Source organism: Trichormus variabilis 0441, assembly GCF_009856605.1.
Classification (GTDB): domain Bacteria; phylum Cyanobacteriota; class Cyanobacteriia; order Cyanobacteriales; family Nostocaceae; genus Trichormus; species Trichormus variabilis.
Map to the genome: position 1 here is coordinate 614,044 of NZ_CP047242.1, position 13,844 is coordinate 627,887.

Annotated in this window: 9 protein-coding genes; 4 read left to right on the forward strand and 5 right to left on the reverse strand. The window is 43.0% G+C overall.

What is annotated here, in order from left to right; genetic code table 11:
- Window positions 1-448 precede the first annotated feature (448 nt).
- Window positions 449-2,356 (forward strand): 1-deoxy-D-xylulose-5-phosphate synthase, encoded by a 1,908-nt coding sequence (gene dxs, locus GSQ19_RS02440; RefSeq protein WP_011321201.1) that lies wholly within the window; start codon window positions 449-451, stop codon window positions 2,354-2,356.
- Window positions 2,357-2,789: 433 nt separating this feature from the next.
- Window positions 2,790-3,278 (forward strand): hypothetical protein, encoded by a 489-nt coding sequence (locus GSQ19_RS02445; RefSeq protein ID WP_011321202.1) that lies wholly within the window; start codon window positions 2,790-2,792, stop codon window positions 3,276-3,278.
- Window positions 3,279-3,388: 110 nt separating this feature from the next.
- On the opposite strand, the gene GSQ19_RS02450 is transcribed toward GSQ19_RS02445, so the two are convergent.
- The 5 genes from GSQ19_RS02450 to GSQ19_RS02470 form a co-directional block, all read right to left on the reverse strand.
- Window positions 3,389-4,459, reverse strand: a complete 1,071-nt coding sequence (locus GSQ19_RS02450) for an anthranilate phosphoribosyltransferase family protein (protein WP_041456442.1) — start codon at window positions 4,457-4,459, stop codon at window positions 3,389-3,391.
- Window positions 4,460-4,776: 317 nt separating this feature from the next.
- Complete coding sequence (locus GSQ19_RS02455) at window positions 4,777-5,715, reverse strand: LysR family transcriptional regulator (RefSeq protein WP_011321204.1); 939 nt, start codon at window positions 5,713-5,715, stop codon at window positions 4,777-4,779.
- Between the two features lie 255 nt (window positions 5,716-5,970).
- Window positions 5,971-7,845 (reverse strand): iron uptake porin, encoded by a 1,875-nt coding sequence (locus GSQ19_RS02460; protein ID WP_011321205.1) that lies wholly within the window; start codon window positions 7,843-7,845, stop codon window positions 5,971-5,973.
- A 331-nt stretch (window positions 7,846-8,176) separates the two neighbouring features.
- A complete protein-coding gene (locus GSQ19_RS02465) occupies window positions 8,177-9,379 on the reverse strand; it encodes a HEAT repeat domain-containing protein (protein WP_011321206.1) in 1,203 nt (400 codons plus the stop codon).
- 136 nt (window positions 9,380-9,515) lie between these two features.
- Window positions 9,516-9,926, reverse strand: coding sequence for a QcrA and Rieske domain-containing protein (locus GSQ19_RS02470; RefSeq protein ID WP_011321207.1), 411 nt, complete (start codon window positions 9,924-9,926; stop codon window positions 9,516-9,518).
- A gap of 827 nt (window positions 9,927-10,753) precedes the next feature.
- Between GSQ19_RS02470 and GSQ19_RS02475 the strand changes: the two genes are divergently transcribed.
- Both GSQ19_RS02475 and GSQ19_RS02480 read left to right on the forward strand, forming a co-directional pair.
- Window positions 10,754-12,364, forward strand: a complete 1,611-nt coding sequence (locus GSQ19_RS02475) for a ferredoxin--nitrite reductase (protein ID WP_011321208.1) — start codon at window positions 10,754-10,756, stop codon at window positions 12,362-12,364.
- Between the two features lie 156 nt (window positions 12,365-12,520).
- A complete protein-coding gene (locus GSQ19_RS02480) occupies window positions 12,521-13,843 on the forward strand; it encodes a CmpA/NrtA family ABC transporter substrate-binding protein (RefSeq protein ID WP_011321209.1) in 1,323 nt (440 codons plus the stop codon).
- Window position 13,844: the final 1 nt, after the last annotated feature.

Here is a 13,844-nt window from a genome sequence, read left to right on the forward strand (position 1 = left end):
TACCCAAACTACGTAAAACTCAGCAGATAAAAGTAAAATTACAACATAGCTATACGGTGCTATTTTTGCTTAAGAGTAGTATGTCTATTTTCGTTGCACCGTATCATAGTAGATTTGGATAGAATAGACTAAATATAGGCTCTATTCCTTAGCCTCTAGACTCTTACCACCCTTGCATAGTGTGTTTTTAACAACCTATCAGCAGGATATTCTTCTACTTTGCTAATTTTGCAAAAATGAATCCAATTACACTTTTTCAAGTAATTTTGCGGTGTAGGTTATAAAGCATGATTACTAGTAAAAAATGCTGACAACCTAGTGCTTAATTACCCATCCTTAGTGAACACATTTTAGGCTGCTACTTAGTAACAGTCTAATTCTCCGGGCTACCCGACCGTGGGAAAATCAGAATACCAAAAGTAGAGATTAGAGAGGAAAACCCTATAATATGCATCTGAGTGAAATCACCCATCCCAATCAGCTGCACGGTCTATCCATCCGTCAACTGCAACAAATTGCCCGTCAGATTCGAGATAAACACCTGCAAACAGTAGCCGAATTTGGTGGACATCTAGGGCCTGGCTTGGGTGTTGTAGAGTTAACACTAGGGCTTTACCAGACTCTAGATTTAGACCGGGATAAAGTTATATGGGATGTAGGACACCAAGCTTATCCCCACAAATTGATTACAGGACGCTACAGCGACTTTCATACCCTTAGGCAAAAAGATGGAATTGCTGGTTATCTCAAGCGTGGTGAAAATAAATTTGATCATTTTGGTGCAGGCCACGCTTCAACCAGCATCTCCGCAGCCTTGGGTATGGCTTTAGCACGAGACATGAACGGGGAAAAGTTTAAAGCCGTGGCCGTGATTGGCGATGGTGCATTAACAGGTGGTATGGCGTTGGAAGCTATCAACCATGCTGGACACTTGCCGAAAACCAACTTATTGGTTGTTCTCAACGACAATGAGATGTCTATCTCTCCCAATGTCGGCGCGATTCCTCGCTACCTCAACAAAATGCGCCTCAGTCCCCCGGTGCAGTTCATCAAGGATAATTTTGAGGAACAGTTCAAACACATTCCCTTTGTTGGCGAATCCCTATCTCCCGAACTAGGAAGAATTAAAGAAGGGATGAAACGTCTAGCTGTTCCCAAGGTAGGTGCAGTATTTGAAGAACTGGGCTTTACCTACATGGGGCCAGTTGATGGGCATAACTTAGAGGAATTGATTGCTACCTTCCAACAAGCACACCAAATAGCTGGGCCAGTGTTAGTTCATGTAGCCACTATCAAAGGTAAAGGCTACGAACTCGCAGAAAAAGACCAAGTAGGCTACCATGCCCAAACTCCTTTTAACCTGACAACTGGCAAGGCAATTCCCTCCAACAAACCCAAACCCCCTGCTTATGCCAAAGTCTTTTCCCATACCTTAGTTAAATTAGCCGAACAAAACCCGAAAATTATTGGGATTACTGCGGCGATGGCGACAGGAACAGGCTTAGATAAGCTACAAGCAAAACTGCCCAATCAATATATTGATGTGGGCATTGCGGAACAACACGCAGTCACCCTTGCAGCTGGGTTGGCTTGTGAAGGAATGCGTCCTGTAGCCGCCATCTACTCTACTTTCTTACAACGGGCATACGACCAAATTATCCATGATGTCTGTATCCAAAATTTACCAGTATTCTTCTGTTTGGATCGGGCAGGAATTGTCGGTTCTGATGGCCCTACCCACCAAGGTATGTATGACATTGCCTATCTACGGTGCATTCCCAACATTGTAATGATGGCACCGAAAGATGAAGCAGAAATGCAACGGATGGTAGTTACTGGTATTGAATATACCACCGGGCCCATCGCTATGCGTTTCCCTCGTGGCAATGGCTACGGTGTACCTCTGATGGAAGAAGGTTGGGAACCTTTGGAAATCGGTAAAGGTGAAATTCTCCGCAACGGTGATGATGTGTTAATCATCGGTTACGGCACAATGGTTTACCCCAGTATGCAGGCGGCGGAAATTCTCAGCGAACACGGGATTGAAGCGACTGTGATTAATGCCCGGTTTGTGAAACCCTTGGATACTGAGTTGATTGTGCCTTTAGCTCAGAAAATCGGCCGAGTTGTCACTCTAGAAGAAGGCTGTGTGATGGGTGGCTTTGGTTCAGCCGTAGCAGAAGCATTGTTAGATGCTGATGTTGTGGTTCCTGTCAAACGCATTGGTATTCCCGATGTATTGGTAGAACACGCCACTCCAGATGAGTCTAAGGCGGAATTAGGTTTAACTAGCCGTCAAATCGCTGAAAGAGTTCTACAGGCTTACTTTCAAAAGCAGGTATCTGCGGTGATTTAGCTTTGGTTAGTAGTTAGTTTTGCGAAGTACAAATTGAGCATCAGGTGGGTATTACCCACCTTTTTTATGCTTCAAGGTGCCCAGGAATTTAATAACCGCATTACGGGATCAAGAAATTGTTCACCCCAAATACTTGATAGTAAACCACATGATATAACCAGCATGGATGCAATACCAATTTGAACTAGATTTAAATCTATGGATGATCCATAGGAAATAGGAATGATGACTATAAGAGTACCGAGTGCCGCGCCCCCAAAAAATCGGTAGATAACCTTACCACGAGAATGTTGCTTGGAGTGAGTGTCTTCTGAGTTCATAAAACTAAGTTTAATTGTTCAAATTGAGAGTATAACGTTCGGAGAATCAATCTATTGAAAGAGCGAATTTCTCTAACTACTAATGATTATAGAACCTCTGCCCAGAGAACGATATGGCTGATGAGCTAGATCAAGTAAAACTAGAATGCTTAATCTCAAGCAAATTACATTCTATGAAACTGAATTTTTCTATGAAAAAGCTCTCAAATTTAGGACGTTGGATAGCTACAAGTGTATTTTGTTTATCAGCGATCGCTTTTGTTTGGCAAGGTGCATTTTTCGCCAACACCTCAGCAATGGCTGATACCTCTACATATTTAATCGCAACTGCCGATGCAACAGATAGTTTACGCGAAAAATCTAAAGAGTTCATCCGCGACACCAAAAATAACGTTAAGGAAGCAGCAAGAACAAATGCTAGCCGTGTCGATGATGCAACCGATAGGGGTAGCGCAGCTGAGCGCAAAGCCAACAAAGATGCGTCTCGGATTCAGAAAAGAGCAGAAGAAGATGCTGCCCGTACAGAAACAGCAGTAGACAAAAATCTAAATGCTGTTGAGCGTACTATTGATAATATCAAAGGCGCTTTCACCAATAATTAGAAAAGAAATATCAAGGGTGCAGATATCCGATTTCTTGAAGAAATCGGGTATCTTATTTTTTGAGTTTTTACCAGGAGACTTTTTCCATCTTGATTCTATGATTTTTGGGTTTAAGTAATCGTGAGTAAATTTTCTGAAAGTGAATTAACCACCTGAATCAGTTCTTGTAATTTGGCAGCTACTACCCCACTATTTAATAATTCTTCTGCCTTAGCAATACCCGATCGCATATCCGCACAAATTCCACTCCGCCAAAGGTAAAACCCACCATTCCACAAGGCTGTTTGTTGTAATTCACTGGATTTACCAGCAATTACGTCTTGTATTTGAGTTAGTAATTCTTCGGTGCTACCCAAAGGTACATTCTTGGTGGTAAAACCATAGTCATGGGGTGAAAGGAAAACTCTTTCTAGCTCTGGTGATATTGAAGATAAGCTAATAATGGCAGTGCGATCGCGTGGTAAATCACAACTCCCTTCTAATCCCTTCACTAAGGTAAATTTAGTAACTCCCCGCAGTTCCAATGCTACTTGTAACATCCCTTCTGTGGGCGGATGAACATACCCAGCAATTACGTGAGTATCCCCAGCATAGGGACACCAAATTAATTCCATCGTTGCCAATGGTGGACGCTTACCTAATTGGTCACGGTATTCCCAAATACTATTGGTTAAGGGAAAATGCCGTGGGGTATAAACAAAGCCGATTCCTGTTTGTGCAAATACTTCTTGGGTTTTTTCTAGCGATAGGGTAGTCCAATTTACTCCTAACCCTTGCCAAATCTCAGTTAAGGGTAAACCATATTTCGTCGGTAGGCGATCGCCTCCGTGCATTACCACTGGTTGTCCGACTGCGGATAGTAGTAGTGCTGTTACCGGACTGATTGGTGCGGTGCGTGTTCTGCCATCATAAGGTATACCAAAAACTATAACTGGGCGTTGAGACGAGATTGGTTGCAGTTTTGGCCCCAGTTCATCGAAAGCATCTAACATTCCCGCTAACTCTTCTCCCGTTGGGCGCTTAATCCGGTGAGCGATCAAAAATGCGCCTATCTGGGCTGGTGTAGCTTCACCCAAAAACATCATCTTAGTGGCGGTGGCGGCTTCAACACGGTTTAAACTTTCTCCCGTATGGTTCCCACTCCCTACTTTTTTCAGCAGATCCCTGAATACAATACTCATAAAAGTCATTAGTCAATGGTCAATAGTCAATAGTCATTCGTCATTGGTCATTCGTTGTGTTGTTGCTTTGGACTGTGGACTTTTGACTGTGAACTATGAACTATTGACTAATCCTATACCTTATATAGGAATCCGATTAGATTTGTGTTAGCGCAGCCTTTCCTGCGGAACGCTACCGCGTTCGCCAAAGGCGTTCTCGCAGAGTACCCGCAGGGTATGAGGGAATTTTGTTGGCGTACCCCTTCGGGGAAGCAAGCTACGCGGTAGCGTCTCGTAGAGAAGCCTTCCCGTAGGGTATTTTGAATTTTGAATTGGTACTACGATGCCGATCGCTGCCGCTCAACTACTGGCGGAATATTTTCTCTCACTAGTTGCCAAAAATGTTTGATAGGAGGAATTTGTAGACGGTCTTGAGTTGTGACCATAACTACTCGACGCGTTAAGCCAGAATTTTCCGGTAATGCACTATTAGCTAGGGGACGCACTGCTAAGGTGGGGTCAAGGCGCGCTTCTACTAATGCGGAAGTAGGAAGCAAAGCAATTAATTCCCCTTGGCGCACAACTCCTCGGAACGCATCTAGGGTGTTGACTTCTAAAGCCGCTTGTAGGGTGGCTTCCAATCGCTCAAATTTTTCCTGCACTAGGCGTTGCATCCCATAGCCATCTTTAAAAACCACCTGGGGATAACGTACCAACTCCGACCAAGGGACGCGCTCATATTCCGCTAAGGGATGATTGGCTGCGGTTAAGAGTTCTATCGGTTCATCATAAAGGACTTCCACCACCATATCCCTACCAGTGGTGAGGAAGCGATTATTCATGACAATTGCCAAATCTACCAAGCCATCTTTGAGGACTTTGAGTGCGCGATCGCTACCTAAGGATGTTACCCGTAATTGTACTTCTGGATAATCACGGCAAAATTTTTGTAACACTGGTGGTAAATAAGAACCACATAGGGAATGAATCGCCGCAATACACAATTCTGGCTGCTTACCGGCGATTAAATCTCCTAACTCCTGTGTAGCAGTTTCCCACTCCAGGCAAATTTTGCGGGCGCGCGGTAACAAACGCTCACCACCCAAGGTTAGCTTGGCATGATTTGTTCTGTGAAACAGTTCTAAACCCAAATCAGCTTCTAATGACTGGATTTGACGACTAATTGTCGATTGGGTGACACCACATTTACCAGCAGCTTTTTGAAAGCTGCCAGTTTCCGCGATCGCCAAAAAAGCTTGCAACTGCTCTAGTCGCATTTGTATGTAGCCTGAATTACATTTATCGCACTAATTTAAGTTAGCGGATTTTGTTCCCCAATTTGGTAGATTCTGCTACATATTTGGTCAATAGTTACCTTCCCTTATGTTCCTCATCTCCCTTAAGGGACTTCCAGATAAAAAATGTCCCAATGTAGGGTGCGTCAGTATGAATAATTTCTTGGTACAGCTAGGTTTTCTCGTACTGACGCACCCTACTAACTTGCGGTTAGCGGCGAGAGAATGTCAATTTTTTTAAAAGGTAAAAGTAGTTCGCAGTACACCTACAGTTGTCGTTTCATTTCGGCTGTCACCTTCTGGGTTAAACAAAATAAATGCACCAGGAGTAATACTGATGTTATCGCTGACCCTGACGCGATAATATGCTTCTAAATGGTAAGGCGTAGCGCGATTTGAACCAAGTACAGCCGCACCGCTAGCATCAGTACGGTAAAGTGGCTGACCAAAAATAATCCCTCCATTATTCCCAGATTTGAATAAATCTTTGAAGTGAACTCCCGCCATCCAACTTGTAAAAGTGGTGGAAGCATCAACGTTATTAGCAGAATCATCAACAAACAGTGCTGCACCATAGCCGGACAAGGCTACTTTAGGAGAAAATCGCCATGTTACAGTACCCCCAAAAGAGTTGAGTTTCACTGGTGTGCCAGGAGAAACACCAGATAAAGCACCGATGTCACCGCTAATTAATCCTGTACCTAAAATATTAATTTCGTGGTAGCTGTTGGCATAGTTTAGACCAATATCAATGTCACGGCTGGGCTTGAAGGTTAACTGTGCAGCAATAACGCTACTACCACTAAAGAACCCTGCACCTAAAGGTGTAGTAGATACTCCTGGTAGCGCTTCAGTTGGAGATTTTTGAGGAAGGTTGGCATTAACACTGCCATATAAAGCTCGGAAATCCAAATTTGGGGAAATGCTATAAATAAATCCCGCCGCCGATGCTAAACCAGAACCAGAAGTTCCACCAGAAACTCGTACTACTGGATTCAAACCTGCAAAACGAGAAATTGATTCTTGTCCCTCGCCGTAAAAAGGTGTAATTGCAGGGAAAGCATCTGATGTTTCCGCCGCAGTTCCCACAAATAAAGTCAATTTATCAGCGACGGGAAAAATATACAACAACTTGTAAAGCTCTAAACTATTCGCCCCAACGCTGGACAAATTCTTGACATTAAGACCAGGAAACTGTGGTTCAAAACTAGTACGAGCGCTACTAGAACTTAGTATGGGCGAACCTAGTCCTAAGCTATTTTGCACACTACCTTCGCCCGTAGCTCCACCTAAAAAGTTGTAAGCTTGCAGACCAGTAATTAATAAATCTTTGCCTGTAAAGCTAGTAGTCAGATTTAACCGCACTCTATTGACGAGAATGAGATTAGAATCATTGCTTCCAGGAGCGCCGCCTGTCGCACCAATAGCGGCAATAATTGCTTCACCATTGAGTTTGGTGGTAGTAGAAAACTGATTTGCTTCTAGTTCTGTGGTACGCGCTTCTAGGGCATCTACTCGACCCCGCAAGGTTGCCAATTCCGCCGCAAATTGTTCTTGCAGTTTTTGCAGGGTTGCTAAATCTTCTTTTTTGACTAAATCAGCAGTTGCTGTAGCAATTAATTCGTTGATTCTATCAAGACACGCATTTAAGCCAGCCGCAAATTCATAGCGAGTCATCGCCCGATTACCACGGTAGGTAAGATTGGGATAACCCGCTATACAACCATAGCGCTCCACCAAGGATTGTAATGCGCCAAATGCCCAATCAGTAGGTTGTACATCAGATAATTGGGATACAGATGTGACTTGGGCCAATTGGTCTGATGGTGGAGATGAATTTGTGGATTCTTGTATGATTAATGGTAAAGAATTAATAGTGTTATCTGAGTCTAAATTTTCACTTTTTTGTGGTTGATTACTTGAGGTTAAATCTTTTTGGGTTAATTCCTGAGATACAAGAGAATCAATATTTTTATGGTTGATATTATTTTGAGCAATTTCGAGATTTTTATCTGAATTATTTAAATTGGTAATGGCTTGTACAGGAAATAATCCACAAAATAACCATAAAAAACCTGCTCCACCAGCAGAGGCTAGTAGATATTTTGCCATGATAACTCCTAAGATATTATGAATTGGAAAAACTTTAATTGTGATGTTTAAATATGATTGATAAGTAAATATAAAGTGTATTTAATCAGCTAACACTGCTTAACTTTAAATCTCAGGAAATTAATTCACTGAAATGGCTTATCAATCTATAAATTTCATCGCAAGTAGTAAATTCTAGTAAATACTATTTTCGAGAACAAATTAACATCGATACTATTGGGTAATTCTATAATTACTATTGACTAATACCCACCATAATGATGACTATTTATGGTATTTGACGGGAGAGAAAGATCACGTTAAGTCTGTATTTGCTTATTGTGGTTTCAACTTATACAGCAGCAGGGGCTAGCTTATTGAGTGCAGCGATCGCATGGACTCGGACAAGTTCATCTGTATCTTGTGACAGCATGGTTAAGCTTTCCGTTGCTTCTGGACTACCTAGCTGACCCAAAGATAAAGCGATCGCACTTTTCACACTATTAGTTTTTATAGCTGGATGTGGCGAGTTCAGTATCTCTAACAGAATGGCTGTGGCTGGTATTTTTAACTCAGGCTTTTGTGTTCTTCCTAGAACTGTGACAACTTCTTGGCAAAGAGTTATGGAAGTGACTTGATTTAAAGCTTGTCGTAAATACTCCAGCGCCTTTAGTGACTCTAGCCAATTCAAAGCGCGAATAATTTCCAGTTGTAAGGTAATAGGTGTGTGAGGTGATATCAAACCTGTGAATAGGTGCTTGGCTGCGTCATCACCACCCATCCGGGCAAGAGCATTGGCAGCTGCACAACACACCTCCACACTAAAGTCGTACAATTTGGGTTGTAATGTGGCGACTAAATTTAATTCTGAAGATAAATCAGAGCGAAAACTTAAACCCTGAATCGCTGTACGTCTGACTGCGGCAGATAAATCATTTAAAGCGTTCAACAGTATGGGTGGTACACGTTCATCATGAAAACTGCTGAGGGCTTCGAGTGCGGCAGCGCGGACGGAGGCTTGAGTATCTTGCACCACACTCAATAAAGGCGCAATAGTTTCTGTACGCCGAATATAAGCAAGCGATCGCACTGCCAAAAGTCTTGTATTTTCTTGTGTTAGCAGTTCTACAAGCACAGGAATAGCCATACTACCCATTTGCGCTATTGCGGATGAGGCGATCGCTTTCAGTTCATCCTCCTCACTAGTTTTCAATAGTTCTACCAGAGGCATAATCGCATCTGGGTGCTGTAATTCACCTAAAATTCGGGCAGCAAACCAGCGCAATTCATCCTCTGTATCTTCATCTTCTAGGATGTCAATTAATGGGTTGATGGTCGCAGTTCCCAAATGAACTAACACCTTGGCAATATCCCAACGTTGCTGAAAATCTCCCATCTCAAAAATAGAGAGGGCTAATTTCAGCAGTTGTTCTGAGTGACCTATTTCATTGCTATCCACTAAAATCAACTGTTGCAGATCATTAATCACCAATGACAAATCATCTGCACTATGCGCCGCCTGCGCTTGTACTAAAAGTTGACCGATATTATTCACAATACCTTTGGAATGGTGAAGTTATGAGTGCTGTAAAGCCCTGTGGGCATAGCTGCGGCGTTTAGCCAGTGCTGAGTCGGGAGTGATAAGTAATAAATTTATTCTTCCCCTGCTCCCTGCTCTCTGCTTGCTTACACTAGCTTTGCTTAACTACAACTGAATCACCCTCAATCTTGGCGGCGTAAGTTTTGAGTGGTTTTGTAGCTGGGTCTTTCTGCACTTTACCATCAACTCCATATTCTGCGCCATGACATGGGCAGACAAATTTTTTGGCTTGGGCTTGCCATGCTACAGTACAGCCTTTGTGGCTACAAGTAGGATTAACAGCAATCAGATTTGCGTCCTTCGATGTACCCACCACCAAAACCGGGCCAATAGGTGAATTTTCGTTGAGTAATTGACCAGTTTTATCTAATTCGGCAACAGTCCCGATCGCTTGCCCCTCTGTAGATGTTACAGGCTGGGAAGAACAAGCAGCGATCGCTACAGGTAAGCTACTTGCTATCCAACCCAAACCTACCCAATTGATAAAATCCCGACGTTTCATAGTTTTTAGTCAATAGTCAATAGTCAATAGTCAGTAAAATCTCATGACACCAATCTAGGAATGAGGTATTAGAGCATATTCACTAACAACTGAGATGGAAAGTGTAGCAATGCTTTACAGGCATTTTGGGCTACTTGTTTAAGTATATGTGATGCAGAAAACGCATGTTAATTATTTAATTTAAGCATTAATACTAGAATTCTGTAGCTACTTATACTATTTTACATTAGATCCCAACATAACCTTAGAAGTATCGAAATTGTTACATAAACATTCACACAAGCCACTTGACAAATTTAGCCAATGTAAAAGATTACAGTTTCCCCCCGGTTTAGTTCTAGAGTTACCTTCAGTGAAACATCGGCGGCGTGTCATTCATTGAAGTAGCGCGATGTGCAACTTATTTTTGAAACCCCTCTCCAAACCTCTCCCCGAAGCGGAGAGAGGCTTTGAATCTTACTCCCCTTCCCTGCGTTCGCGTAGCGTGTCGAAGACAGGGAAGGGTTTGGGGGTTAGGTTTGAGAGAAAGTTGCACACGGTGTGAAGCAGCATAAATCAATTCAAAATACCCTGCGGGAAGGCTGCGCCAACAAAATTAAATATTTCGTTTTTCACTATTAGAACATCGATTCATTAATCAAAAACTTAACCCCCCAGCCCCCTTCCCTTGTGAGGAAGGGGGAGCCAAACTCCCCTCTCCGCGTCGGAGAGGGGTTGGGGGAGAGGTTCTTCCAGAATTACTGAATTGCTATCACTAGACCTCGTAGAACCAGCAAGACTACGGGTGGATTTATCTTGAGCAAATAAAAATTTATGAGAACCAGCTCATGACAGATACAGCAACTACCCCCAAAGCCAGTCTCAATAAGTTTGAGAAATTCAAAGCCGAAAAAGATGGCCTTGCCATCAAGTCAGAGATTGAAAAAATTGCCTCTTTGGGATGGGAAGCAATGGACGAAACAGACCGAGACCATCGCCTCAAATGGGTGGGTGTATTCTTTCGTCCAGTCACCCCTGGCAAATTCATGATGCGGATGCGGATGCCTAATGGTATTCTCACCAGCGATCAAATGCGTGTTTTAGCTGAAGTGGTGCAGCGTTACGGAGATGATGGCAACGCTGATATTACAACTAGGCAGAATATCCAACTACGGGGAATCAGAATAGAAGACTTACCGCACATATTCAATAAATTTCATGCAGTAGGTTTAACTAGTGTGCAGTCGGGGATGGACAATATCCGCAATATTACAGGCGACCCCATAGCAGGGTTGGATGCAGATGAATTGTATGATACCCGTGAGTTAGTGCAGCAAATCCAAGATATGCTCACCAACAAGGGAGAAGGTAATCGAGAGTTTAGTAATTTACCACGGAAATTTAATATTGCGATCGCTGGTGGACGGGATAATTCAGTTCATGCAGAAATCAACGATTTAGCTTTTGTTCCCGCATTCAAAGAAGGGATTGGGGATTGGGTATTGGGAGGTGGTGAAGAATCTTCTACTCACCAAAAAGTCTTTGGATTTAACGTGTTAGTTGGTGGCTTCTTTTCTGCCAAACGTTGTGAAGCGGCAATTCCTTTAAATGCTTGGGTAACAGCTGAAGAAGTCGTAGCCTTATGTAGAGCAGTTCTGGAAGTCTATCGTGACAACGGACTTAGAGCTAATCGGCTTAAGTCTCGCTTGATGTGGCTAATTGATGAATGGGGTATAGATAAGTTCCGTGCAGAAGTCGAACAGCGTTTGGGTAAATCCTTACTATACGCTGCACCCAAAGACGAAATTGATTGGGAAAAACGCGACCATATCGGAGTCTATAAACAAAAGCAAGAGGGATTGAACTATGTAGGCTTACACATACCCGTAGGTAGATTGTATGCCGAAGATATGTTTGAACTAGCTCGGATAGCCGATGTTTACGGTAGCGGTGAAATCCGTATGACTGTTGAACAAAACATCATCATTCCCAACATTACCGACTCGCGGTTAAAGACTTTGTTGACAGATCCTTTACTAGAGAGATTTTCTCTTGATCCGGGAGCATTGACGCGATCGCTAGTTTCCTGCACAGGCGCACAATTTTGCAACTTCGCCCTCATCGAAACCAAAAACCGCGCCCTAGAAATGATTAAAGGCTTAGAAGCAGAGTTAACATTCACCCGTCCAGTGCGAATCCATTGGACAGGTTGCCCCAACTCCTGCGGACAACCCCAAGTTGCAGACATCGGTTTAATGGGAACAAAAGCCCGTAAGAACGGTAAAGCCGTCGAAGGTGTTGACATCTATATGGGGGGCAAAGTCGGCAAAGACGCACATTTAGGTAGTTGTGTACAAAAAGGCATCCCCTGCGAAGACTTGCACCTAGTATTACGAGACTTGCTGATTACTAATTTTGGAGCCAAACCCAGGCAGGAAGCCTTAGTTAGTAGCCAGTAGAGGGGGTAGGGGAGTAGAGGAGCAGAGGAGCAGGGGAAGCAGGGGGAGCAGGGGAAGATTAATGAGTAATGACAACTGACAACTGACGACTGACAACCGACAACTGACAACCGACAACTGACAACCAACAACCGACGAATTAACAACATACAAAAAATGACACACGTTTCCAGAAGAAAATTTCTTTTCACCACAGGTGCGGCGGCGGCGGCTTCTATTTTGGCTCATGGTTGCACTTCCAATGGTTCTCAATCAGCTACCACCGGAGAACAAGCACCTTCAGCAGCACCAGCCGCTAACGTCTCAGCCGCTAACGCACCCAAGGTAGAAACAACCAAAGCCAAGCTAGGATTCATCCCGCTTACTGATGCTGCACCCCTCATCATTGCTAAAGAGAAAGGCTTCTTTGCTAAATATGGCATGACCGATGTTGAAGTCATCAAGCAAAAATCTTGGCCTGTCACCCGCGATAACTTAAAAATTGGCTCATCTGGTGGTGGTATTGATGGCGCACATATCCTTAGTCCCATGCCTTACCTCATGACCATCAAAGATAAAGTGCCAATGTACATTTTGGCTAGATTAAATACTAATGGCCAGGCTATTTCTGTAGCTGAAAAATATAAAGACCTGAACATTAATTTAGAAAGCAAAAACCTTAAAGACGTAGCCGCCAAAGCCAAAGCTGATAAGAAAGCCTGGAAAGCTGGTATTACCTTTCCTGGTGGGACACATGATTTATGGATGCGCTATTGGTTAGCGGCTGGTGGTATTAATCCTGATCAAGATGTTGTGTTGGAACCTGTTCCACCGCCACAAATGGTAGCAAACATGAAAGTTGGGACTGTCGATTCCTTCTGTGTTGGAGAACCTTGGAATGCTCAGTTAGTCAACCAAAAATTAGGTTATTCCGCTTTAGTTACAGGCGAATTATGGAAAGATCATCCAGAAAAAGCCTTTACCATGCGGCAAGATTGGGTTGATCAAAATCCCAATGCAGCCCAGGCAATTTTGATGGCAATTTTAGAAGCACAACAATGGTGCGACAAGGCAGAAAACAAAGAAGAAATGTGTAAAATCTGCGCTGACCGTAAATACTTAAATGTTGCTGCCGCAGATATTGTAGAAAGAGCTAAAGGCAATATCGATTATGGTGATGGTCGTAAGGAAGAAAACTTTGCTTATCGGATGAAATTCTGGGCAGATAATGCTTCCTATCCCTATAAGAGTCACGATATTTGGTTTTTAACTGAAGATATTCGCTGGGGTTATTTACCAAAAGATACTAAAGTTCAAGACATTGTTAACCAAGTTAATAAAGAAGACTTGTGGAAGAAAGCAGCGAAAGCAATTGGTGTGGCTGATGCGGAAATTCCTGCTAGCAGTTCCCGTGGGGTGGAAACTTTCTTTGATGGCGTGAAATTTGACCCAGAAAAGCCAGAAGAATACTTAAATAGTTTGAAAATCAAAAAAGTTTAAT